This window comes from Streptomyces sp. NPDC041796 (assembly GCF_055590785.1).
In genome coordinates this window covers 1-22,608 of sequence record NZ_JBVJAH010000017.1, presented here as the reverse complement: position 1 = coordinate 22,608, position 22,608 = coordinate 1, and the positions used below count along the sequence as shown (strand labels likewise).

The window sequence follows — 22,608 nt, the reverse complement described above, 5'->3', positions numbered from 1 at the left end:
CCCATACAGTCGTTCTGTGCCCATACCCTCAGTACCCTCGGTGCTCCGGGAGCTCTTCACCACACTGTTCGCAAGCATTGTCTGGGCCGCCGTGGCATGGATGGTGGCCGCGCAGTTCAGTGACGACAGCCAGGTCCGGTGGACAGCGGCCGCGATCTTCGCCGCCGGGCAACTGTCGGAACTGGTACGGCTGGTGCCCGATCCGCGCGTGCGCACATGGATGATGACGATCGGCGCATCGGCGGCCACCTTGGTCCTCTGGGCCGCAATCGGCGCGGGTACGGTCCAGTTGCTGGGCGACCGGGTCACCGGCACCGCCGCCGTTCTGGTGGTGGCCGGCGCGGTCGCGTACGGCTTCTTCGGCCGTCCGGTGGTGGGCAGACTGCTACCGCCGGTCCTGTCGGTGCTGCTGAGGCTCTGGATGGCTGTGGCCCGCTACGGAGTCGTCCGAGTGGTGTTCTGGGCCCTGGTCGGCCGGCTGCTGGCCGATCCGTTGTGTGCGCAGGTCCAGGCCACCCATCCGGCCGTGCTCATGGGCCTGGGCCTGCTGCTGGGGCTGTTCGGTGTCCTCGCCGTCGGCGTGGGTACCGGAGCGGTGCTCTTCCTGGCGGATGCGGGCCCCGCGCTGCTGTGGTGGCTCGTCCCCCTCGTGGCAGGAGCGTCGATCGGTTTCGTCCGCGCGTACCGGCAGGCGCGGCCCGGATGGTGGCGCTACCCGGCGTACTTCGCCGGGCCGACGGGCCGCGCGGGCCCCGGCCCCGGCGTGCGTCTCGTCGGCGTGGCGAACGTGCTGGCCGGCCTGGTGCCCGTGGCGGCCGTCGCCATGACGGGCAGGCCCGGCGGGCTCGGCTCGTTCACGGCTGCCGCCGCGCTCACCGCGCTGCACTGGTACGTGCACGCCGAGAGTGGGCGGATGACACGCCAGAACCGCCAGGAAGTGCGGTTCGCGTCGGTTCTCTGGGTGCTCCACCTCACCGCGCTGTCCACCGGTCCGGTGGGTGACTGGTTCGTCAGCGCCTGGCGGGAGCAACCGCTCCTGTACACGCACGCCGTCGTCGTCGCTCTGCTCGGCGCGTGGCTGTTGTACTTCCTGCACGGCGCCTACACGGCCACGCTGGCCCGGGCCTTGACCGTGTTCTCCGGTCCGCGGCTGCGACTGGGCCTCGCCGCGTCCTACGGCCTCTTCCCCGGACCGGCGCTGGCCCTCTTCCTGGCCGCGGGCGTCCACCGACCGGACGAACGACTGCTGGTGGCCGCGCAGTGGCTGATCGGCTCGGCCACGGTCCTGTCGCTCTACCTGGTCCGGCGCACCGGTGAGGCGCAGGCGAAACTCGACGCCTCGATCTTCGTGCACATCGACCCGGTCATGCGCGCCCGTACCGTATCGGCGTGGCTGCACGACGCGATCCTCGCCCGGCCCGGCTATCCCGACTTCACGCTGCCCCGCACCCTCATCCGGGAAGGGATCGGTCACACGCTCGGCGATCGGTCGTCGCCCCCGGTGCGTCTCACCGGAATGTGGCCGCGGGCCGACCGGGACGCCCGGCGGTTCAGGCTCGACGAATGGCTCATCGCCTGGATCGACGACGCGGCGGAGCTCCTGCGCGCCGCGGAGGAGGAGGCCCGGGCCCGGCTCACGGGCAAGGAACTGGACAGATTCCGCGCCCGGCACACCCTGGTCAGTGGCTACTGCGCCAGGACGCTGGCCGAGGTCTATCAGCTCCTCGGTTTCCGCGAGGAGGCGGCGGCCTCCTATCTCGACGCGGCACGGATCTGGGGCCGGCGGGAGAACAGCGACCTCGCGGCCGTCTGCCGGCTGGAGGCGGCGATGGTGGACTACCTGACGCCGGAGAAAGCCCTGGCCGCCCTCGCTCCCGTACGGGAAGACCCATCGGTGCTGCCACTGCTGCTGCGCCGGGCCGTCATGCTCACCGGAGCGTTCCAGCTCCGGCTCGGCGACACCGCGGCCGCCGAGCGGTCCTTCGGCGAGGGCGCGGCGATCGCGGTCGGACAGGACGACTTCACGCGGCTCGGTTTCATGGAGGGCCGGATCGACGACCGGAGTGTGACGTTCGTCGTCCGGCGGGACAGGCGGGTGGACGACTGGCTGCTCGCGGCGCTGGAGCGGGTGTCCCCCGCCGCCCTGGCCTGGACGGGAATCGAACCCGACGACCCCGAGGCGCCCGTGTCGGTGCGCGGGGTGGACCTGGATTTCGCCGCTGTGGCGTCCACACCGGCCGGTGCCGGTATCTCCGCCGCGCTCCAGAACTGGCACAGGCGCCGGTACCGACGGGCCGTCCGTCATGTGGTCCGTACGGCGCGGACGTTGGAGCGGCTGGGCCTGATCCAGGCGGCCTTCTCCTTGTACGGGTGGTTCGGGTTCGCGCTGCGCCGCATCGATCCGCCGGCCGCCCGTGGGCTCTTGCTGAACGCGCTCGACTGGTACGAGGAACTGCGCGTGCGCGTCACCGACGAGGACCTGCGCATCGCGCTGTTCGAACAGGCGGAGGAGATGTACGAGGCGGCAGTGCGCCTGACGACTGTCGAGTCGCCCGAGGCCGGGTCCCCGGGGGCCGGGTCCCTGGGGGCCGGGTCACCGGACATCGTGGACATGGACGACCCGGACCGGCTCGCCGGACTCGTCGCCTTCGAGCTGACCGAGCGCGCCAGGTCCCGCGTCCTGGCGGAACTCATGGGCAGCCGGGTGCCCGCCCCTCACGACCCCGAGCGCGGTGAGCTGATCAAGGAGGAGCGGGCCTCGGCCCGCCGTTTCGCGAAGGCCCGGGAGCAACTACGCACGGGCGGCGCCCGACGGGAGGCCGTGGTGGAACTGCGCGCCGCCCAGGGCGAGCTGACCCGCTGCTGGACGGAGATGCTCGCGCACGGATCACTGGCCGAGTACGCGGCGCTGCGGGCCGGCGCGCCGGTCGGTTACGACGACGTGCGCCGTCTCCTGCGCCGTGAGGAGTCCCGCACCGTCCTCGCCGAGTACCTCGTCACCGAGGAGAGCACCCTGCTGTTCGTCGGCCGGGCGGACCTGGACCGCCCGGTGGTGGTGAACGTGCCTCTCGGCCGTGCCGGACTGCACGCGCTCTGCGACGGTGTGTTCACCGGGCCCGGCGCGGCGCGGCGACTCCGGCACAGCTCGCCGGGAACGTGGCAGGACGGGCTTCGTCCGCTGGTCGCCCCGCTGACCCGGTGGTGCGCCCCGGGCGACACCGTCTGGTTCGTCCCGCACGACGTACTGCACCACGTTCCCCTGCACGCCGTACGGATCGACGATCGCACCTGCGTGGCCGATCACCACCCCGTCCGCTACACCCCCAGCGCGTCGACCGGCCCGCACACGACGCGTAAACGCGACCCGGACCGCGACAGGGTGCTCATCCTCGCCGACGGCCGGGCCGACCGTCCGCTCATCCACGCCCGGCAGGAGGCCGCGGCGATCGCCGGCCTCTTCGACCACCGGGCACGCCTCTTCGTGGGCGAGGCGGCGACCGCGCGGCGCCTCACCGGCCTCATCCCCCGGTCCGACCGGGCGTTCGACGTGGTGCATCTCGCCTGCCACGGAGAGTTCGACCCCGCCCAGCCCATGCGGTCGGGGCTGCTGCTGGCGCCGGAGGGAGCCGGTGACGGACGGCTCAGCGCCGCCGACATCCTCCGCCTCCGACTGCCGGCGAACCTCGTCACGCTGAGCGCCTGCGACACCGGACGCAACGACCGCCGCTCCGGCGACGAACTGATCGGCCTCACCAGAGCGCTGCTGTACGCCGGCGCCTCCGCCGTCGTGGCGTGCCTGTGGTCGGTCGACGAGCTGTCCACCAGCCTGCTCATGCGCGGCTTCTACCAGGCCCGGCTGTCCGGGATGAACGAGGCGGCGGCCCTGCGTCAGGCCCAGCTGGACGTGCGCCGGGTCACCGCCGCGGACGTGGTCGAGTACTGCGCCGGGATCCGGGCCGAGCAGCCGGCCATGGCCCCCGGCCTCGACCTCGACATCGCCACGGCACGGTTCTGGGCACGGGACTACCGAGCGGCCGCGGACGCCTTCGCGGCCGTGACCCGGGAGCAGCCCGTCGGCTCACCGGTGTGGACCCGCGCCCGGATCGGGGCGGTGCAGGCCCGCCGGGCTGCCGCCCACTCCGTACGCGCCGAGGTGGACTACAGCCGGCCGATGTTCGACCATCCGTATTTCTGGGCGCCATTCCTCGTGATCGGGGGCGGACCATGACGATCGACCCATCAACCACCTTCGCCCGACTGGCCGACCCGGCCTACACCACCATGGAGGTCACCAGCAGCGGTACACCTGTCCCACCGGTGGACGGGTACGTGATCGTCACAGCGCATGGTGTGCCGTTCTCCCTGACCGAGGCCGACCGGTTGCGCCGGCTCACCCGTCCCCCTGCCGATCCCGGGTCGGGCCTGCCGCCCCTGGTACTCGTCGACGGCTCGTGCACCCTCCCCGACCTCCTCGACAGCCCCTCAGTGACACTGCTGGACCTGCCCGTCATCGGTGTCGCGGTGACGCGGGAACACAGCCTCGGTTCCGGCATGGAGGGCACCGCGGAAACGGCCGGAGTCGCCGGAGTCACTGGAGTCACCGGGGCGGAAAGCATCACCGGCATCGTCCCCGCGAGCGTCATCGACCAGTACATCGTCGACCAGGAGGCCGGTCTGCAACCGGTGGTCAAAGGCCCCGGATGGTGGGGCAGTCCGCCCGACAGACTGGGAGGTCCGCCCCAGACCGGCCTTGCCACGGTCCGGTGCGGGCGGTGCGGGACGATCAACCGGAACATCGTCGTCTACGACCCCGACGATCCCCAGCGGTGCGAGAACGACACCGACGAGCATCCGCTCGAAAGCGGGTGAGCGGACCCGTGATCGGGACGGTGATCAAGGGGAGCGCCGGTCTGTTCGACCGTCGCTTCTTTCTCGGTGTCCTGCTGCCCACCCTGGCGTTCCTCGCCGGTGCCGGCGCGCTCACCGCGGTCGTGGCGCGTGGTCCCGGCGGCGCCAGGAAGGCCTGGTCGGCCCTGCCTCTGCTGGACAAGTCCCTGACCGTCGCCGCGGCGATCGCCGTCGCCGTCGTGGTCGCGACGCTGCTGAGCGGCTCGGCGGTGGGGCTGCTGCGCTGGTACGAGGGGTACTGGCCGACTCCGCTCGGCCGCCTCCTGGCGGAGCTCGGCAGCACCTGGCATCGGCGCCGGCGCGGAGAGCTCGCGGAGGCGGCGCGCGCCGACCCGGTCGCCCGGGGGCTCCTCAACGACTACTACCCTCCGGCGACACCGAACGAGCCCGCTCTGCCGACCCGGCTCGGCAACGTCCTGCGGAGCGCCGAACGGCATCCCCGGTTGCGCTACGGCATCGACACGGTGACGGTGTGGCCCCGCTTGTATCCGCTGCTGCCCGACCGGGTCGTCGCGGGGCTCAACGCCGGCCGGGCGACCATGGAGGCCGGCCTCGTCACGGCCACGCTGTTCGCCGTGTTCGCGCTGTACGCCGGCACCCTGCTCGTGCTCGGCCGGGACCGCTGGTGGCTGTTCGTCTGCTGTTTCGGCGGTGGCATGCTCGTCGCACGACTCTTCTACCGCACCGCGGTCAGCGCGGCCGTCGGCTACGCCGAGCAGCTCAAGGCGGCGTTCGACGTCTACCGGCTCGACCTCCTGCGCCAGTTGGACGGGGCGGCCCAGGACGGATCCCCGGGAACCGCTCCACCCCCATGGACTCCCCCGGCCGCTCCGGCCGACGAACGGCGCCGCTGGCAGCAGTTGTCCCTCTTGTGGCTCACCGGCGTTCATGACGGCGTCGAGGAGCCTCCGCGCCCTCAGCCCCCCGTCGACCGGGGAGCCCGACTCATGGTCGTGCCCTTGAGTACCTGGCTCCTGGTCGTCGTCGCCCTGGTCTGCCTCACGGGGGCGGTCGTCCTGGGCCACTCGGGCTGATCCGGCAACACGCGCACCGTCAATGGGCGGTTCGGTCATGGGAGCTCGCCGTGCCGGGATGTGGGGGACGTCCCGGTAGAGTCGGTCCGAGGAGAGGCGCAGGTCTGGGGGATTCATGACGACAGCGGACGCACCGCCCATCGTCCTGGTGCACGGAACACGATTCAGCGCGGGTCAGTGGAGCCCGCAGGTCACCGCCCTCCGGGGGGAGTTCCCGGTGGCCGCCGTCGACCTACCGGGCCACGGCACCCGCTCCGCTCAGCCCTGGAGCCTGGACGCCGCGGCACGGATCATCGCTTCCGCCGTGGACTCGCTCGACCGCGGGCCCGCTCTGGTGGTCGGACATTCGCTCGGCGGATACGCCTCGCTGGAATTCGCGCGACGGTGCCCCGAGCGCCTGCGCGGGCTGGTCCTCGCGGGCGCCAGCGCCTCGACGCGCGGCCCGTGGGCGTCGCCGTACCGGTGGGTCGCCGGGCTCGTCCCCCGCGTACCGGCGGACAGATTGGCCCGGTGGAACGACTGGTTGCTGCGTCGGCTCTATCCCGCCGAGGTCGTCGAGGCGACCATTCGCTCCGGCTACGCCTTCCACACCCTTCCGGCCGCCTGGGGCGAGGTGATGGGCCGCTTCGACGCGAGTGCCATGCGTCATGTGACGGCTCCCGTGCTCATTCTGAACGGCGAGAAGGACACCGTCTTCCGGTCCGGCGAGAGGGACTTCGCCCGTGCGCACCCGCACGCCCGCGTCGAATTGATCCCTCGGGCGAAGCACCTCGCCAACTTCGACGATCCGGACGCGTTCACCGACGCGGTCCGCCGCTTCGCCCGCCAGCTCCCCATCAGCGGCTGAGCGCCCCCGAGCCGGTTCCGTCGGACCTGCCTCAGCGCAATGGCAGCCTCACTGGCGGCCGTACCAGTCGAGGCAGACCACCATGGCGTCGTCGTCGGCGTCGATGGGGCCTCGGTGGCCGGCGAGTTCTTGGAGCACCGCTCGGGGCACCTGGGAGGGCGGCAGCAGGCGGGTGGCTGTCATGGCGCGGATGAGGGCCTTCTCGCTGTAGCGTTCGCCGGCCGGTGAGGCGACGTCGTAGACGCCGTCGCTGAGGAAGAAGAGACGGTCGCCGGGCAGGACGGTGAATGCCTGAGCCGTGTAGATGGTGTCCTCGAACATGCCGAGCGGAAGCTGTGCGTCGAGTTCGATCGGCTCGGCCTTGCCCTGCCTCAGGCGCCACATACGCGGTGATCCGGCATCCACGATCTCCACCTGCCCGGTCCCGAGGTCGAAGCGCAGGAGGAGGACGGAGAGATGGGCGGCCCCGTGGTAGTGGCCGTAGATGGCCTGGTCGGCGAGGAAGGCCTGGTCGGTGAGGGAGAGTCCGGCTCGGCGAGCGTTGCGCAGTGCGTTGATGGCGAGGTTGGTGAGGAGAGCGGCTTCGATGCCTTGCCCCATGCCGTTGGTCACCGTGAGCGTGAGGTGGTCGGCGGAGGTGGACCAGTCGAAGTTGTCGCCGTAGATCGCGTAGGCGGGCTCGAGCTGTGCGCCGATCTCGTACTCGGGCCGCGCGCAGGAGCGGCCGGGCAGGAGTTGCCACTGCATTTCGGCGGCGAGGGTGAGCCGGCTGGCCCGGCGGGCCTGGAGGTAGAGGTCGGTGTCGCGTTCGGCCACGACGATCTCGTGGCCGAGGATCTCCGCGATGTCCTGCAGTTCCCGCTCGGTCTGCGGCGTGTAGTGGCCCTCGGGCAGGCGGACGGTGAGGACGCCGATGCGATCGCCGCGGACGGTGACCGGGAAGTGAGCGATGACGTCGGTGGCGCGTGCGGGTCTTTCCACATGGGGGCGCTGCGACCCGAAGGCGCGTCCCGGGGCGCTGGCGTGTACGGGTACGGGCTCAGCGGTGTAAGGGAGGGCGTTGACGGGTTGCAGTATGGTCATCGCGTAATCGGCCATGAGCAGGTCGACGGAGGCGGCCGTGTAGTGGGTGACGAGCCCGTCCCGTACCGCTTCGAGGAGGGCGTGGGCAGGGGCTCCGCGCAGTGCGCGTTCCACAGCCGAGAGTCTGTCCACCGTTCGATTACCACCTGTTCAAGAAGAATGAGCAAAAGGAGCGGATGGCCTCTCATGTCTCAGAGACTGACAGGGCCGTTGCGAAGTGTCACAGTTGAGGGCATGCATTCCGAGACTTCTCCAGGCGCCGACCGGGATGCTGCCGCACACGCCGCCCGGGAGGTCATCGAACTGCTCGAGGTGCTGTGGAACAAGGGCCGGGACATGGCATCGCCGGCTCCGGTGTCCTCCTCGCAGCTGCGCGTGCTGTACATCCTGGACCGGGACCAGCCGATCAATCTGCGCACCCTTGGTGAAGTGCTCGGATCGGCACCGTCCTCGGTGAGCCGCATGTGCGACCGTCTGGCCGCGCTGGGCTTCGTCGAACGATCTGCCAGCGCGGCCAGCCGGCGCGAGCTGGAGCTGCGCCTGTCGAGCCGCGGTGAGACCTACCTGAAGGACCTGCGCGCCCGCCGGGAGACGGCGCTGGCCGATGTCATCTCCGCCATGCCACCCGCGGAGCGCGCGGCACTCGCGGCCGGTCTGAGCAGTTTCCACCTTGCCGTCGAGGGCGCCGCCTCCAAAGCCACTGGTGACGCAGCGGAGTCCGCCTGACCCCCGGACGGGGCCGGCATGTCGTCCGCTTCACAGGTTCACCTGCCTTTGTTTCTCGAGCGTGCGACCGCGGGGCGGGCACGCCGACGCAGACGGGCCCACTACGTAAGGGTGTTTCCTCCGACGTACAGTTGTCAAACGGCAACAGTTTCCGTGCATTAACGGATTGACAACATCGGAGAGCCGCCACCTGACGCGCCCCCGGCCGCTTCGCGATGACGATGGGTTTCCGTGCGCCACCACCCCCCGGTCGCCGGCGAGGGAGCGTCGGGACGGAGCTCCGCGCCTTCCAGGAACGCGCACGGACAGCCGGCCGAAGGCGCCACCACATCCCACGCCCGCCGACGCGGGCACTGTGGGGCAAGGAGGCCCGGATGCGCACGGATCAGCACGCATCCACACTGTCTCGGGCACAGCGGCTGCCGCCTTCACGGCACCGGCGTCGCGCCGGTCCGCCGCCCTCGTCGTGCGCACACCACTCTCGGGTGGCGTTACGTCCCTGTCGCTCATGTACCGCTCGGGTGGCTTCCTACCTGTTCGTTGTCCCTGCTGGTGCCCCACCATCGGCTCCGGCATGCCTGCCCCTTGCGGGGTTTCGGCGGTCCTCGAGGGCGGAGTACCTTTGCCGTGCGACAACTATTGCGAAGGTGGATCGGAATGAACGCCAGTGAGCCGGAGGCTCGCGTCCATGTCCTCGCGGTGCTGCGGGAGCAGCCCGAGAAAGTGGCCGACCGTTGGGTGCAGCTGCAGTTGGAGCAGGCCGCGCCGGGACACGGTCCGAGCGAGGCCGAGCTTCGCGAGGAGGCCGACGTGCTCGTCGACGCACTGCGGTCCGGTCTGGAGAGCGACCAGCCGGCGGACCGGATCGTCGCCACGCAGAAGGTCCTGCGCGAGGGGATCGCCGAGCTGTCGCTCCGCCGGGCACGGAGCGGGGCCACGCCGACGGCGACGTCGCTGGCCGTGCTCACGCTCAAGGAGGCGCTGCTCGAGGCGGTGCAGTACTTCACCCGCGAGGCCGACGCTCTCTACTCGTCGGCGCTGTTGGTCAACCGCCTTCTCGATGCCGCGGGTGCCCTGTCCTTCGAAACCTACGTGAAGGGGCGCGAGGAGATCATCCACAGGCAGAGCCGACAGCTCCTCGACGTGTCCACCCCCGTGGTGCGCCTGTGGGACAAGGTCTTGGCGGTACCCCTCATCGGGACGCTCGACACGACCCGCACACAAGTCGTCATGGAGAACCTCCTGGAGGCGATCCAGCGGGACGAGGCGCATGTGGCGATCATCGACATCACCGGCGTCCCCACGGTGGACACCGCGGTGGCCCACCACTTGATGCAGACGGTCAACGCGGTGCGCCTCATGGGGGCGGACTGCCTGATCAGTGGTATCCGCCCACCGATCGCCCAGATCATCGCCCAGTTGGGCATCGACCTGTCCCCCATCCTCACCCGTGCGACCCTCGCCGACGCACTGGCCGCCGCGATGAGGCTCATCGAACAGCCCGCCCAGCGGGCCGGTTCCGCGGCGATCGCGTGAGCACGCCCTTCGGTGCAGGCGTACCCGTTCTGCGTCCGGGCGAGTACCTGGCGACGGGAGAATTCACCGGGTTCGACGACGTGTCAGCCACGCCCTCCACCCGCCCGGGGGGACGAGGGGCGGGGGCGGGCATCCGCCCCTTCACGCCCCTCACACCAGGGAAACCTGACTCAGGCCTTCCCGGCACGACAACCGCCCTCAACGCCGAGCACGGCATGGCCGCGCTGGGCCGGTACCGAGGTCGCAGGCCTCAGGAAGGGGCTGCCGATGCTCCCCCATGACGACCCGGACGAAACGCGGCACACCCCGCCCTCAGCCACTACCGCTACGGAGGCGGAGCACAGTGACTCCGTCCCGGCTCAGCCGTTGCGTTCTGAGGAGGACCTGCTGGCCCTGCGTCACACCGTGCGGGCCGCCACGCTGCGAGCCGGGTTCTGCCTCGTGGACCAGACCCGGATCGTCACCGCCGCGAGCGAACTGGCGCGCAACGCCTACATTCACGGGCACGGCGGTACCTTCGAGCTCAAGACCATTCGACGCGCCGGCCGCGTCGGACTGCAGCTCTCGGTGTCCGATCAGGGGCCCGGGATCCCCGACCTCGACACGGCCTTCATCGACGGATACACCACCGGGTCCGGTCTCGGCCATGGGCTGGGCGGCGCTCGCCGCCTCATGGACGAATTCCACGTCCGGACCACTCCGGGGCGGGGAACCACCGTCGTCGCGGTGCGCTGGGGCTCACGCCCATGACCCCCGGCGGCCGGACCGGTCCCTCACCGTCACGTGGCCGGGCTGCCGTAGTAGCCACCGATGAGGTTTCGGTACCCGGGGTCGTCGAGGTGCCTGTCCTGGTCGAAGTCGGGAGCGTTCTCGATCTGCTCCCGCGTCCGGCCGACGAAGACCGTGTGCGTTTCCAGGTCGATCTCGGTCACCGTGCCGGCCGGCAGCAGCACCCGCTTGCCCAGGATCCAAGGCCCGGTGTCGACGACGAGACAGGCGGAGCCGACCTCGTCCGTGTGCTTGTCGACCTTGCCGATGCTCCCGTCGGTCGCCTCGACCTGGTAGCCCACGAGCAGGGCTCCGTCGACGTGCCCCACGGCCGGGTGATATTCCCAGATGTTCTCGCTCATGAGGGTCTCCCTTCGCGTCCTCGAAAGGCCCGAGCGCGTCCTCGAAAGGCCCGAGCCGAAAACCGCGCCTTGTTGGCTGCTGGTGCCCCCGGGGGCCCGATGCACGCCTCCATCGAAGGACGGTGGGGCGCGTGCCGAAGGGGTGGAGGGACGCCCTCGGAACGGTGGGGGAACGCATGCCGAAGTGACCGGGGAACGCATCCGGACGCCGTGGATGCCGCGCCCCTCCGACCGAGGGTGTGGATTTGTGGTGGGCCGGGCATACGCGCAGCAGGACCCCGCCGTGCATCCCCCGTCACGGCGGGGTCTTTCGCTGCCGCCGCTGGCGGCAGCCCGCCCCGGTGTGCCGATGGTCACCTGCGGCCCCGCGAACCGCCCTCCGCGTCGGCGCGAAGCCGTAGCCTGATGCGGCGGCGCGTGAACGGCCGATACGGCGGCGACAGAGGGCCTCGTCACAGGGGGGCGGTTGCCCCCTCCATGGATGTCGGGATTCGGACAGCACGCGCAAATCGCGCCCTGGGACTCGATTGCCCATGTGACGCCGTGTGGGTTAGCCTTCAGCGTATTTGTCATACGGCAACGGTTAAGTGTCGAAAGAATGGCATGGGGCCGCCCGCTCCGGGTGTGCGTCTGCTCGGTCTTTTCGTCGTGGCATCTGAGTGGAACGAGGTTGGTCATGGCTGAGACGGCGGTCGAGGGTTCGCGTTCGGTACCGCGGTCGCGGCCGGCCCCCGGGGGCGGCAAGGTGGGCGAGTCGGAGCTGCGGCAGTTGCTCGCCGGTCTTACGGCAGTGCGCGACGGAGACTTCGGCACACGGCTTCCCGACGAGGGAGACGGGCTGATCGGTGAGATCGCCACCGTCTTCAACGGCATGGTCGACCAGCTCTCGTTGTTCACCTCCGAGGTGACCCGTGTGGCACGTGAGGTGGGCACCGAGGGCACCCTGGGCGGACAGGCCGTGGTTCCGGGCGTTTCCGGCACATGGGCGGACCTCACCGACTCGGTGAACGCCATGGCGGGCAATCTCACGACCCAGGTCCGGGACATCGCCCAGGTCGCCACCGCCGTGGCCAAGGGTGACCTGTCGCAGAAGATCGACGTCGACGCGCGCGGCGAGATCCTGGAGCTGAAGAACACCGTCAACACGATGGTCGACCAGCTCTCCGCCTTCGCCGACGAGGTCACCCGCGTCGCCCGCGAAGTGGGCAGCGAGGGCCAGCTGGGCGGTCAGGCCCAGGTGCCGGGCGTCGGTGGCGTCTGGCGGGATCTGACCGACTCGGTGAACTTCATGGCCGGCAACCTCACCGACCAGGTGCGCAACATCGCACAGGTGACGACGGCCGTGGCCAAGGGTGACCTGTCCCAGAAGATCACCGTCAACGCGCGCGGTGAAATCCTGGAGCTGAAGAACACCATCAACACGATGGTCGACCAGCTCTCCTCGTTCGCCGACGAGGTCACCCGCATGGCGCGCGAAGTGGGCACCGAAGGGATCCTCGGTGGCCAGGCCGACGTCAAGGGCGTGTCCGGCACGTGGCGGGACCTGACCGACTCGGTGAACTTCATGGCCGGGAACCTCACAGCCCAGGTCCGTTCCATCGCGCAGGTGGCCACGGCCGTGGCCAAGGGTGACCTGTCCCAGAAGATCAACGTCACGGCGCGCGGCGAGATCCTGGAGCTGAAGGAGACCATCAACACGATGGTCGACCAGCTCTCCGCCTTCGCCGACGAGGTCACCCGCGTCGCCCGCGAGGTCGGCACCGAGGGCCGGCTCGGCGGGCAGGCCGACGTCAAGGGCGTCTCGGGTACCTGGAAGGACCTCACCGAGTCGGTCAACGTGATGGCCGACAACCTGACGGCCCAGGTACGTTCGATCGCCGAGGTCACCACCGCCGTGGCGCAGGGCGATCTGTCGCAGAAGATCCGGGTGGACGCCCGGGGCGAGATCCTGGAGCTGAAGGAGACCATCAACACGATGGTCGACCAGCTCTCCGGCTTCGCCGACGAGGTCACCCGCGTCGCCCGCGAGGTCGGCACCGAAGGAAATCTCGGTGGTCAGGCCACGGTCCGCGGGGTGTCGGGCACGTGGAAGGACTTGACGGACAACGTCAATGTGATGGCGTCCAACCTGACGGGCCAGGTCCGCTCGATCGCACAGGTGGCCGCGGCAGTGGCGCGGGGTGATCTGTCCCAGAAGATCATGGTGGAGGCGAAGGGTGAGGTCGCGGCTCTCGCGGGTGTGATCAACACCATGGTCGACACGCTGTCCGCGTTCGCCGACGAGGTCACCCGCGTGGCGCGCGAGGTCGGTACGGAGGGCATCCTCGGCGGCCAGGCCCGGGTCCCCAACGTGGCCGGCACCTGGAAGGACCTGACCGACAACGTCAACTCGATGGCGAACAACCTGACCGGTCAGGTTCGCAACATCGCCCTCGTCACCACCGCCGTCGCCAACGGTGACCTGTCGAAGAAGATCGACGTGGACGCCCGGGGCGAGATCCTGGAGCTGAAGACCACGATCAACACGATGGTCGACCAGCTCTCCTCGTTCGCCGCCGAAGTCACCCGCGTCGCCCGCGAAGTGGGCAGTGAGGGCCGCCTGGGCGGCCAGGCCGAGGTCGAGGGCGTCTCCGGGACCTGGAAGCGCCTGACGGAGAACGTCAACGAGCTCGCCGGGAACCTGACCCGGCAGGTTCGCGCCATCGCCGAGGTCGCGAGCGCGGTCGCCGAGGGCGATCTGACCCGCTCCATCACGGTCGACGCCTCCGGTGAGGTCGCCGAACTCAAGGACAACATCAACTCCATGGTGGAGTCCCTGCGCGAGACGACCCGGGCGAACCAGGAGCAGGACTGGCTGAAGTCCAACCTGGCACGCATTTCCGGCCTGATGCAGGGGCACCGCGACCTCGCTGTGGTGGCGGAGCTGGTGATGGACGAGCTGACACCGCTGGTGTCGGCCCAGTACGGGGCCTTCTACCTGGCCGAGGAGGCCTCCGGCGGCACCGTGCTCACGCTGGTCGGCTCCTACGGCCGTCCGGCGGACTTCACGGAGCACACCCGCTTCAAGCTGGGTGAGTCCCTGGTGGGTCAGGCGGCACGCAGCCGGCGGACCATCACCGCCGAGGGAGTGCCCGCGGACTACGTCAGCATCTCGTCCGGGCTCGGCCGGTCGGCGCCGGGCAGCCTGGTCGTGCTGCCCATCGTGGTCGAGGACCAGGTCCTGGGCGTGATCGAGCTCGCCTCGTTCACGCCGTTCACCGCGGTGCACCGGGACTTCCTCGAGCAGTTGATGGAAACGCTGGGCGTCAATGTGAACACCATCGTCGCCAACGCCCGCACCGACGAGCTGCTGGACGAGTCCCAGCGGCTGACGGCCGAACTCCAGGTGCGCTCCGAGGAGCTGCAGGTGCAGCAGGACGAGCTGCAGCGCTCCAACGCCGAGCTGGAGGAGAAGGCCGCGCTGCTGGCCGCGCAGAACCGCGACATCGAGACCAAGAACCTCGAGATCGAGCAGGCCCGGCAGGAGCTGGAGGCCCGCGCCCAGCAGCTTGCGCTGGCGTCCAAGTACAAGTCCGAGTTCCTGGCCAACATGAGCCATGAGCTGCGTACGCCGCTCAACAGCCTGCTCATCCTGGCGCAGTTGCTGGCACAGAACCCGACGCGCAACCTGACCCCCAAGCAGGTGGAGTACGCGGGCATCATCCACTCGGCCGGGTCGGACCTGATGCAGCTGATCAACGACATCCTGGACCTGTCCAAGGTCGAGGCGGGGAAGATGGACATCAACCCCGAGCGCGTTCCGCTGCGCCAGCTGCTCGAGTACGTCGAGGCCACGTTCCGGCCGATGACGACACAGAAGAGCCTGGACTTCACCATCAGTGCCGCCCCCGGCGTTCCGGCGGACCTGCTGACGGACGACTCACGACTGCGGCAGGTGCTGCGCAACCTGCTGTCCAACGCGGTCAAGTTCACCGAGCACGGCAGCGTCGAGCTGCGCATCGAGGTGGCCACGGAGAAGGAGCTTCCTCCTTCCGTGCACCGAGGTGAGGCGGTGCTGGCGTTCCGCGTCAAGGACACCGGTATCGGTATCGCCGAACAGCAGCTGGAGGCGATCTTCGGTGCCTTCCAGCAGGCCGACGGCACCACCAGCCGCAAGTACGGGGGCACAGGGCTGGGACTGTCGATCAGCCGGGAGATCGCCCACCTGCTGGGCGGTGCGGTGACGGCCGAGAGCACGCAGGGGCAGGGCAGTACGTTCACTCTCTATCTGCCGGTCGAGCGGGCCGACTGGGAGATCCGTGCCGTCGCCGCGGCCGTCGGACACGCGGCAACGGACGAGGGAGCCGATGCGGCGGAGCGCGGCCGGACGACGCCCCGGCCTGCCCCGGCGCCCCGGCAGAAGCGCCGGCTGCTGGTCGTCGAGGAACGCACACGCGGTCTGCTCTCCCTGGTCGCCGAGAGCGCGGTCGCCGACCTGTCCGGGAACAAGGACCTGCCCAAGCACATGGCGGACATCGAGGTCATCACCGCCGTGGGCGCGCAGGAGGCGGCCGAGAGCCTGGCCGCCGGGCCCTTCCACTGCGTCGTCCTGGAACTGGACATGCCGAGGGACGAGGCGCTGCTGTTCCTGGACGCCATGGACGGTGACGCCGCGGTGACGACCGTGCCCGTCCTCGCGCACAACAGCCGCCGTCTGGAGCCGACCCAGGAAGAGAAGCTGCAGAGCCGTTCGGACAGCCGGCCGCTGGAACTGATCTCCAGCCTTGACGAGCTCCGCGAGCGGATCGCCCTGCACCTGTCCGCCGAGGAGCCGGGGGACGTCCTCCCCCTGGTACGTCCCGAGGAGACGCGCCAGCAGCCCTCGCAGCCCGTCGACGGGACGTTTGCCGGCCACACGGTCCTGGTGGTGGACGACGACGCCCGCAATCTGTACGCCATCAGCGGGATCCTCGAACTGCACGGCATGAAGGTCCTGCATGCCGAGAACGGCCGCAGGGGCATCGAGGCACTGCGCGAGCACCCCGAGATCGACCTGATCCTGATGGACGTGATGATGCCCGAGATGGACGGCTACGCCGCCACGTCCGCCATCAGAGAGGATCCCGCCTACGCCACGCTGCCCATCATCGCGGTGACGGCCAAGGCCATGCCGGGAGACCGGGAGAAGAGCCTTGCCTCGGGGGCGAGCGACTACGTCACCAAGCCCGTGGACGCCAATGATCTCATCGCCTGCATCGGTCACTGGCTGACCGTCCGATGAGTGACGCGGGCCGGCCGGCCCGGCAGCCCCACCTCCCCTCCCCCGCCGACCGAGGAGTCAGCAGCACAGTGAGCACTCCTGACCATGTTGGAGAGTCCGTGGCCGACGACGGGCTACTGACGCCTGCTCACTCGGTCGTTTCCACCTCCGGCTCCCCCGTCTCCGTCCCTGCCCCTGGTTCGTCTCCGGCGGAGCGGACCGCGGAGTCCGCACCGGCCGATGAGCCGGCAGTGCCGGCCGCTCCCACGGCGGCCCCGGTACGGGAGGAGGGCACCGGCCTGGGACGGCTGGCAGCGACGGTGGAGAGGCTGCGTAACGAGATCCGCGCGGCGCAGGCCGCGGCCGACGGCCGCGCTCTGATCGAACTCGCGAAGGGCGTGTTGATCGAACGGCTCCAGTGCGGGCCCTCGATGGCCGCCCAGCAGCTGGCGGCTCTGGCCGACGAGTCGGGTGTCTCACAGCTGGAGCTGGCGGCGGACATCGTCAACCAGGCGGCACGTGACCACGTCACCGAAGTGGCCAGTGATTTCGTCGAGCGAGCGAAGGGCTCCGTGGACGCCGCGGAAGACGGTGTCTCCGTCGGAGTGCGGCTGCGTACGGCTGAGAGCGGTGCCCTCGCGGCGGGAGACACCCAGGCGGTCGCCGAGTCGCTCCTGGAACACGCGCTGACGCCCTTGGGGGCCGACGCCGTCGCCGTGTGGACGGCGGGTCCGGACGCCTCGCTGACCCTCGCGGGCCATGCCGGGTTCCCCACCGACGAGGCCGTCCGCTGGCGCTACGTACCCCCCGGGGTGTCGACGCTGGCTCGCCAGGCGCTGGCCGAGCGTCAGGCGGTGCACGTCACGTCCTTGTCCGCGGCGGGCCTGCCTTCCATCGGCTGGGCGCAGAACCCGGGCGGCGGCCGGGTGGCACTCCCGGCGGGAACCGGCGGCCGCGTGCACGGGATCCTGGAGATCTGCTGGCCGGGTCCCCTGGAACCGCAGCCGCCGCAGATCGCACGCCAGATCGAGGCGCTGGCGGAGCTGTGCGCCCACACCCTGGAGGGCCGGCCGGGCGCCGCCGTCTCCCCCGGCGGGAACCCTTGGGCGACCACCCCGGACCTCAGCGAACTGGTCGACCTCGCTGAAGGCCTTTACGACCCCGCGCTGGTGCTGATTCCGTATCTCGACCCCCATGGCCAGCTCGCCGACTTCCGGATTCATCACGCGAACAGCCACTTCGTCGATCCGGCCGGTCGCCCGCGCAGCGCAGTGAACGGAGCGCTGCTGCTCGAGGCCTACCCCATGGCCCTTGGCGGCGGCGAGCTCTTCGAGAAGATAGAGCGGGTCTACGCGACCGGCGAGCCGTTCCGTGCCCAGCGGATGACCCTGACCGCCCTGGTCGACCAGGTCCCTCTCGCCGCCGTCGCCGACATCAGTGTCAGCCGCCACGGCAGCAGCGTGCTGCTCATCTGGCGGATCGAGGACGAGACCGCCCGGCTGGCGAGCCTCCTCCAGCACGCTCAGCGCCTCGGCAGGATCGGCGGCTTCGAGGAGAACGTCGCGACCGGTGAGATCACCTGGAACGACCAGCTGTTCGATCTCTACGGCCGTCCCCACAACACCAGTCCCGTACCTCTGGAAGAACTGACCGCCCACGCCCACCCGGACGACGCCGTGACCATCGGCCGGTTCCTGCGCGCCGTCCTGCACCACCGGCGGCCGGCGTCCGCGGCCTTTCGCCTCCAGCGCCCGGACGGTGTCACCCGGCACATTCGTGTGATCGCCGAGCCGGTCCTCGACGCCGACCATCGCATGCTGGCGGTGCGGGGCGCCTACCAGGACATCTCCGCACAGCACTGGACGGAAGTGGCCCTGGCGGCGACCCGCGACCAGCTGGCGCACACCGAGCAGCAGGCTGCCGAACGCAACCGCATGACCCTGCAGCTCCAGCACGCCATCATGCCGCCCGCTCAGGCTCCGCTGGACAGTCCGGGCCTGCAGGTCGCGGTGCGCTACCGCCCGGCCGAATCCGAGTCCATGGTGGGCGGTGACTGGTACGACGCCGTCGTCCTGCCCTCCAAGAAGATCATGTTGTGCGTGGGAGACGTGGCCGGGCACGGCATCGAGGCCGCGACCAGCATGGTGGTGCTGCGCAACGCCATGCGGGGTCTCGCCGTCACCGGCGCCGGGCCGGGCCAGCTCCTGTCCTGGCTCAACACCGTCGCTCACTACCTGACCGAGCACGTGACGGCCACAGCGGTGTGCGGTTTGTACGATCCCGAGCGGCACACCTTGCGCTGGGCCCGGGCGGGGCACCTCCCGCCCGTTCTCATCCGGGGCCAGAAGGCGACCACGCTGCGCACGGTGGGCGGGATCCTCCTCGGTGCTCTTTCGGAGGCCACCTTCGAGGAGGAGGAACTGCAGATGGAGCCCGGTGACACTCTGCTGATGTACACCGACGGGCTGGTCGAGCGCAGGGACCAGTCGGTTCAGGACTCCCTGGCCCAGTTGCTGACCAACGCCCGTATACCGACCACCACGCTGGAGCAGCGGCTCGACGGGCTGCTCACGCACAGCAAGTCCGACACCGACGACGACACCTGTCTCATCGGCATCCAGGTTCTGTGACACGTGTGCCGCGTTCTCGCGACGACACGTACCTGTTCCTGATCCCGAGGGGTGACGATGTCCTCACTGGGCTGTGACCGGCAGTGGGCATAGGCTGGGCTGCATGCGCATGTGTAATCGCCCCGGGGAGGCGTTCCCGGGCGCGTCATGGCGGTGAAGCCCTTGCCCAGCAGTACAAGGAGGAGTCCCTGTGTCCCAGCGACTGACAAGGCCGTTGCGAAGTGTCACAGTTGAGGGCATGCATTCCGAGACTTCTCCAGGCGCCGACCGGGATGCTGCCGCACAGGCCGCCCGGGAGGTCATCGAACTGCTCGAGGTGCTGTGGAACAAGGGCCGCGACACCACGTCGCCGGCTCCGGTCTCGACCTCGCAGCTGCGGGTTCTGTACATCCTGGAGCGCGACCAGCCGATCAATCTGCGTACTCTCGGTGAGGTGCTCGGCTCCGCACCGTCGTCGGTGAGCCGGATGTGCGACCGTCTCGACGCGCTGGGTTTCGTGGAGCGCTCCCCCAGCTCGGCCAGCCGACGCGAGCTGGAGCTGCGCCTGTCGAGCCGCGGTGAGAGCCACCTGAAGGACCTGCGCGCCCGCCGGGAGGCCGCACTGCTCGAGGTCATCTCCGCCATGCCGCCCTCGAAGCGCACGGCGCTCGCCGCCGGTCTGAACAGTTTCCGCCTCGCCGTCGAAGACACCACTGCCCAGGGGGACGACGTGGCCGGTGGCACGACGTCGTCCGCGGAATCGGCCTGAGCGGCGGTACGGCATCCGTCCCGTGCTCCCCGCCCCGGAGCATCCGGGTCACGGCCCCGGACCGGGGTCCGGATGAATCGGTTCGGTGATCCTCGCACGAGCCGCTTCGAGCTGAGCCGCGAAAGCGACGCCCAGGAAAAGAGCGATGCCGGTCACGTTCGCCCACAGCAGGAGGGCGACGAACGCGGTCAGCGGCCCGTACACCGCTCCGAACGATCCGCTGTTGTTGACGTAGAGGGAGAGAAGCCACGTCGCGGTCACCCACAGGAGCAGATGGATGCCGGAGCCGAAGATGAGCCAGGTGTAGCCCGGCTGGTCCCGGCGAGGGGCCCAGCGGAAGATCACAGCCGAGGCGACGGCCGCGAGGAGGATCCCGACGGGCAGGTGCAGATGATGCCACCAGCTCAGCAGCGACGGCGGCCAGTGCAGCGCCTCGACGACCGCCTGCCCGATGCCCCGGCCCGCGACCATCGCGAGGAACCCTCCTCCGAGCGGGAGGCCCGCACACAGTGCGAGGAGCACTCCTCGGCCGTACTTGGCGGGGAAGGGACGGTCACGCTCGATGCCATAGATGCGGTTGCAGCCGCGTTCGATCTGTCCCATCGCCGCTGCGAGGTTGATGACGGCGAAGCCGAGACCCAGCCACATGGCCACGGCTCCGGCAGTGTCGGCGTCCGCGCTGCGCCGGGTGTCGGAGAGCGCCTGCCGCACCAGTTCCGTACTGGTGCCGGGAATGATCTGGGCGAGAGCCAGTTCAATGGCTTGCCCCACGCTTTCCGTGTGCATGGTGGTGGTGATCCCCACCAGCGCGATGGTGAACGGCACGATGCCGAGTACGACTTGGTACCCGAGGGAGCGGGCGGAGCTGAACCCGTCGGCGTAGCGAAAGCGTGTGAAGGCGTCGATGAACAGCTTCCGCCCCCCGTAGTGCCGCAGCGCCGAGAAGGCTTCGTCGCCGGAGAGTTCCTCGCCGAGCATGTCCCGCGTCTGCGGTACGTGTACTGCCGTTCCCATCGATCCTCCCCAGGACCGGGACAAGACTGGTGATGCGGCACTGTTCCGCCCTCATCATGTGGGCGCTCGTCCGTCTCCGCCGGCAGAACTCGCGCACGGCGCGGTGGCAGGGGCGTACGAGGGGATTCCCGATCAGGGGGGATCGGCTCCGTCCCGGGGGTGGGACGGAGCCGATCGCTCGTTCACGACAGCGTGATGCGCAGCGGCGCAGCCCGCACGCCGCAGCGGGCGGGCCGCTCGGTGGCGCGCCGCGCGGTGGGCGGTGCCCTCAGTGGGCCGTGAGCATTCCCGCGCGCAGCCGCGCCAGGATGCGGGTGAGCAGTCGCGACACGTGCATCTGTGACACGCCGAGGTGTTCGCCGATTTGCGCCTGGGTGAGTTCTTCGACGAAACGGAGGTGGAGGATGCGGCGGTCGCGGTCATCGAGCTTGTCCAGGAGCGGGGCCAGCGTCTGGAAGTTCTCCACGAGTTCCATGGCCGGGTCCTCTTCGCCGATGAAGTCCGCCAGGGCGGTGTCATCGTCCTCGCCGCTGTGGAGCGCCGCGTCGAGTGAGGTGGAGCTGTAGCCGTTGGCGGCCAGCCGGGCCTCGTTGACCTCGTCCTCGGAGAGGCTCATCAGGTCGGCGAGTTCGCGGACCGTGGGCGCACGGCCGAGGCGGGTGCTGAGCTCGTCGGTCGCCTTGGCGAGCTCGACGCGGGCCTCCTGCAGGCGCCGCGGCACGTGCACGGCCCACGATGTGTCACGGAAGAACCGCTTGATCTCGCCGACGATGTACGGCACGGCGAACGTGGGGAACTCGACTTCGCGGGAGAGCTCGAAGCGGTCGATCGCCTTGATCAGTCCGATCATGCCGACTTGGACGATGTCTTCCATCTGGTCCCCGCGGCTGCGGAACCTTCCGGCGGCATAGCGGACGAGCGACATGTTCATCTCGATGAGGGTGTTCCGGGCGTACTGGTACTCCGGTGTGCCCTCTTCCAGCACGGTCAGCCGGTCGAAGAACATCCGCGACAGGGCGCGGGCGTCCTTCGGCGCGAGCCTGCCCGGGTCCGCCACCATCGGCAGCTCCGCGACACCCGCATCCGTCAGGCCTCTCGTGGCCACCGAAGTCGTCATCGTCCTGTCCCCTCCCACGTCAGCACCGCCTCATTGATCTTGGCGGTCAGTGAGCCGCGCCTACCCCGTCCATGCAGGTCTCATGCATATTTTTTTCACGACGTGTGTCGCGACCTGTGCCGTGCCCGGGTCCTGCCCCGTCAGCACCCGTACACGGGCGGGCTCGCGCGCTGTGCGCGCACGCGGCTAGGGCCTGTTGCGAAAGTGGATCTTGCTCGTTGATGATCGTGCTTCGTGGGACGTGGGGATCTGACGAATGGCCAGTGGGCCCGGATGGAGCCGTTACTGCCGCGAGGCATCAAGCCGGGACGTCCGCAGGTGTGGACGCGGCGGCAGCTGATAGACGGCATACGGTGGCGGACCCGGACCGGTGCCCCGTGGCGGGACGTGCCCGAAAGGTATGGCCCGTGGGACCGGGTCTATGACCTGTTCCGGCGCTGGCAACGGGACGGGACCTGGGCCAGGATCCTCACGCAGCTCCAGGCCGAGGCGGACGCGAAGGGCCTGATCACCTGGGAGGTCAACGTCGACTCCACCGTCTGCCGGGCCCACCAGCACGCCGCCGGGGCGGCGAAAAAGGGGACCTCCAGAAGGAA

At 69.9% G+C, this 22,608-nt stretch carries 15 protein-coding genes; 11 read left to right on the top strand and 4 right to left on the bottom strand.

What is annotated here, in order from left to right; genetic code table 11:
• The first annotated feature begins 16 nt into the window (after window positions 1-16).
• From ACZ6C1_RS28820 to ACZ6C1_RS28805, 4 genes are all read left to right on the top strand, one after another.
• Window positions 17-4,228: a CHAT domain-containing protein gene (locus ACZ6C1_RS28820; protein WP_469244695.1), complete on the top strand. Its 4,212-nt coding sequence runs from the start codon at window positions 17-19 to the stop codon at window positions 4,226-4,228.
• Window positions 4,225-4,869, top strand: coding sequence for a hypothetical protein (locus ACZ6C1_RS28815; protein WP_469244693.1), 645 nt, complete (start codon window positions 4,225-4,227; stop codon window positions 4,867-4,869). Before ACZ6C1_RS28820 ends, ACZ6C1_RS28815 begins: the two co-directional genes overlap by 4 nt.
• Window positions 4,866-5,942 carry a hypothetical protein gene (locus ACZ6C1_RS28810; protein ID WP_469244691.1) on the top strand — a complete coding sequence of 359 codons (1,077 nt, stop codon included), beginning with the start codon at window positions 4,866-4,868 and terminating at the stop codon, window positions 5,940-5,942. The genes ACZ6C1_RS28815 and ACZ6C1_RS28810 overlap by 4 nt, the downstream gene beginning before the upstream one ends.
• Window positions 5,943-6,057: 115 nt before the next feature.
• Window positions 6,058-6,789 (top strand): alpha/beta fold hydrolase, encoded by a 732-nt coding sequence (locus ACZ6C1_RS28805; protein ID WP_469244690.1) that lies wholly within the window; start codon window positions 6,058-6,060, stop codon window positions 6,787-6,789.
• A gap of 48 nt (window positions 6,790-6,837) precedes the next feature.
• Here the strand turns inward: ACZ6C1_RS28805 and ACZ6C1_RS28800 are convergent, their stop codons facing one another.
• Entirely contained in the window at window positions 6,838-8,004 is a 1,167-nt protein-coding gene (locus ACZ6C1_RS28800) for a PP2C family protein-serine/threonine phosphatase (RefSeq protein ID WP_469244688.1), read from the bottom strand.
• A 102-nt stretch (window positions 8,005-8,106) separates the two neighbouring features.
• On the opposite strand from ACZ6C1_RS28800, the gene ACZ6C1_RS28795 reads away from it, so the two are divergent.
• From ACZ6C1_RS28795 to ACZ6C1_RS28785, 3 genes are all read left to right on the top strand, one after another.
• Window positions 8,107-8,598 (top strand): MarR family winged helix-turn-helix transcriptional regulator, encoded by a 492-nt coding sequence (locus ACZ6C1_RS28795; protein ID WP_469244686.1) that lies wholly within the window; start codon window positions 8,107-8,109, stop codon window positions 8,596-8,598.
• A gap of 657 nt (window positions 8,599-9,255) precedes the next feature.
• The gene (locus tag ACZ6C1_RS28790; RefSeq protein ID WP_469244684.1) at window positions 9,256-10,134 is read left to right on the top strand and encodes an STAS domain-containing protein; all 879 of its coding nucleotides are present in this window, start codon (window positions 9,256-9,258) and stop codon (window positions 10,132-10,134) included.
• Between the two features lie 366 nt (window positions 10,135-10,500).
• A complete protein-coding gene (locus tag ACZ6C1_RS28785; RefSeq protein ID WP_469244683.1) occupies window positions 10,501-10,884 on the top strand; it encodes an anti-sigma regulatory factor in 384 nt (127 codons plus the stop codon).
• A 29-nt stretch (window positions 10,885-10,913) separates the two neighbouring features.
• Here the strand turns inward: ACZ6C1_RS28785 and ACZ6C1_RS28780 are convergent, their stop codons facing one another.
• On the bottom strand, window positions 10,914-11,264 hold the full coding sequence (locus ACZ6C1_RS28780) for a PRC-barrel domain containing protein (RefSeq protein ID WP_469244681.1): 351 nt from the start codon (window positions 11,262-11,264) through the stop codon (window positions 10,914-10,916).
• A 676-nt stretch (window positions 11,265-11,940) separates the two neighbouring features.
• Between ACZ6C1_RS28780 and ACZ6C1_RS28775 the strand changes: the two genes are divergently transcribed.
• The 3 genes from ACZ6C1_RS28775 to ACZ6C1_RS28765 all read left to right on the top strand — a co-directional run bounded on the left by ACZ6C1_RS28775 (window position 11,941) and on the right by ACZ6C1_RS28765 (window position 19,881).
• Window positions 11,941-16,524, top strand: a complete 4,584-nt coding sequence (locus ACZ6C1_RS28775) for a HAMP domain-containing protein (RefSeq protein ID WP_469244679.1) — start codon at window positions 11,941-11,943, stop codon at window positions 16,522-16,524.
• The gene (locus tag ACZ6C1_RS28770) at window positions 16,521-19,133 is read left to right on the top strand and encodes a SpoIIE family protein phosphatase (protein ID WP_469244677.1); all 2,613 of its coding nucleotides are present in this window, start codon (window positions 16,521-16,523) and stop codon (window positions 19,131-19,133) included. Before ACZ6C1_RS28775 ends, ACZ6C1_RS28770 begins: the two co-directional genes overlap by 4 nt.
• A 238-nt stretch (window positions 19,134-19,371) precedes the next feature.
• Window positions 19,372-19,881, top strand: a complete 510-nt coding sequence (locus ACZ6C1_RS28765; protein WP_469244675.1) for a MarR family winged helix-turn-helix transcriptional regulator — start codon at window positions 19,372-19,374, stop codon at window positions 19,879-19,881.
• 48 nt (window positions 19,882-19,929) lie between these two features.
• Here ACZ6C1_RS28765 and ACZ6C1_RS28760 read toward each other — a convergent pair whose 3' ends face one another.
• Both ACZ6C1_RS28760 and ACZ6C1_RS28755 read right to left on the bottom strand, forming a co-directional pair.
• Window positions 19,930-20,895, bottom strand: coding sequence for a YihY/virulence factor BrkB family protein (locus tag ACZ6C1_RS28760; RefSeq protein WP_469244673.1), 966 nt, complete (start codon window positions 20,893-20,895; stop codon window positions 19,930-19,932).
• Between the two features lie 268 nt (window positions 20,896-21,163).
• A complete protein-coding gene (locus ACZ6C1_RS28755) occupies window positions 21,164-22,012 on the bottom strand; it encodes an RNA polymerase sigma factor SigF (RefSeq protein WP_469244671.1) in 849 nt (282 codons plus the stop codon).
• A 234-nt stretch (window positions 22,013-22,246) separates the two neighbouring features.
• Here ACZ6C1_RS28755 and ACZ6C1_RS28750 point away from each other — a divergent pair.
• On the top strand, window positions 22,247-22,608 hold a 362-nt coding region (locus ACZ6C1_RS28750), incomplete at its 3' end, for an IS5 family transposase (protein WP_469244669.1).

Coding starts and splice junctions, on each gene's coding strand:
- ACZ6C1_RS28805 (WP_469244690.1), top strand. CDS start 6,058: ATGACGACAGCGGACGCACCGCCCATCGTCCTGGTGCACGGAACACGA.
- ACZ6C1_RS28770 (WP_469244677.1), top strand. CDS start 16,521: ATGAGTGACGCGGGCCGGCCGGCCCGGCAGCCCCACCTCCCCTCCCCC.
- ACZ6C1_RS28780 (WP_469244681.1), bottom strand. CDS start 11,264: ATGAGCGAGAACATCTGGGAATATCACCCGGCCGTGGGGCACGTCGAC.
- ACZ6C1_RS28760 (WP_469244673.1), bottom strand. CDS start 20,895: ATGGGAACGGCAGTACACGTACCGCAGACGCGGGACATGCTCGGCGAG.
- ACZ6C1_RS28765 (WP_469244675.1), top strand. CDS start 19,372: ATGCATTCCGAGACTTCTCCAGGCGCCGACCGGGATGCTGCCGCACAG.
- ACZ6C1_RS28775 (WP_469244679.1), top strand. CDS start 11,941: ATGGCTGAGACGGCGGTCGAGGGTTCGCGTTCGGTACCGCGGTCGCGG.
- ACZ6C1_RS28795 (WP_469244686.1), top strand. CDS start 8,107: ATGCATTCCGAGACTTCTCCAGGCGCCGACCGGGATGCTGCCGCACAC.
- ACZ6C1_RS28815 (WP_469244693.1), top strand. CDS start 4,225: ATGACGATCGACCCATCAACCACCTTCGCCCGACTGGCCGACCCGGCC.
- ACZ6C1_RS28755 (WP_469244671.1), bottom strand. CDS start 22,012: ATGACGACTTCGGTGGCCACGAGAGGCCTGACGGATGCGGGTGTCGCG.
- ACZ6C1_RS28790 (WP_469244684.1), top strand. CDS start 9,256: ATGAACGCCAGTGAGCCGGAGGCTCGCGTCCATGTCCTCGCGGTGCTG.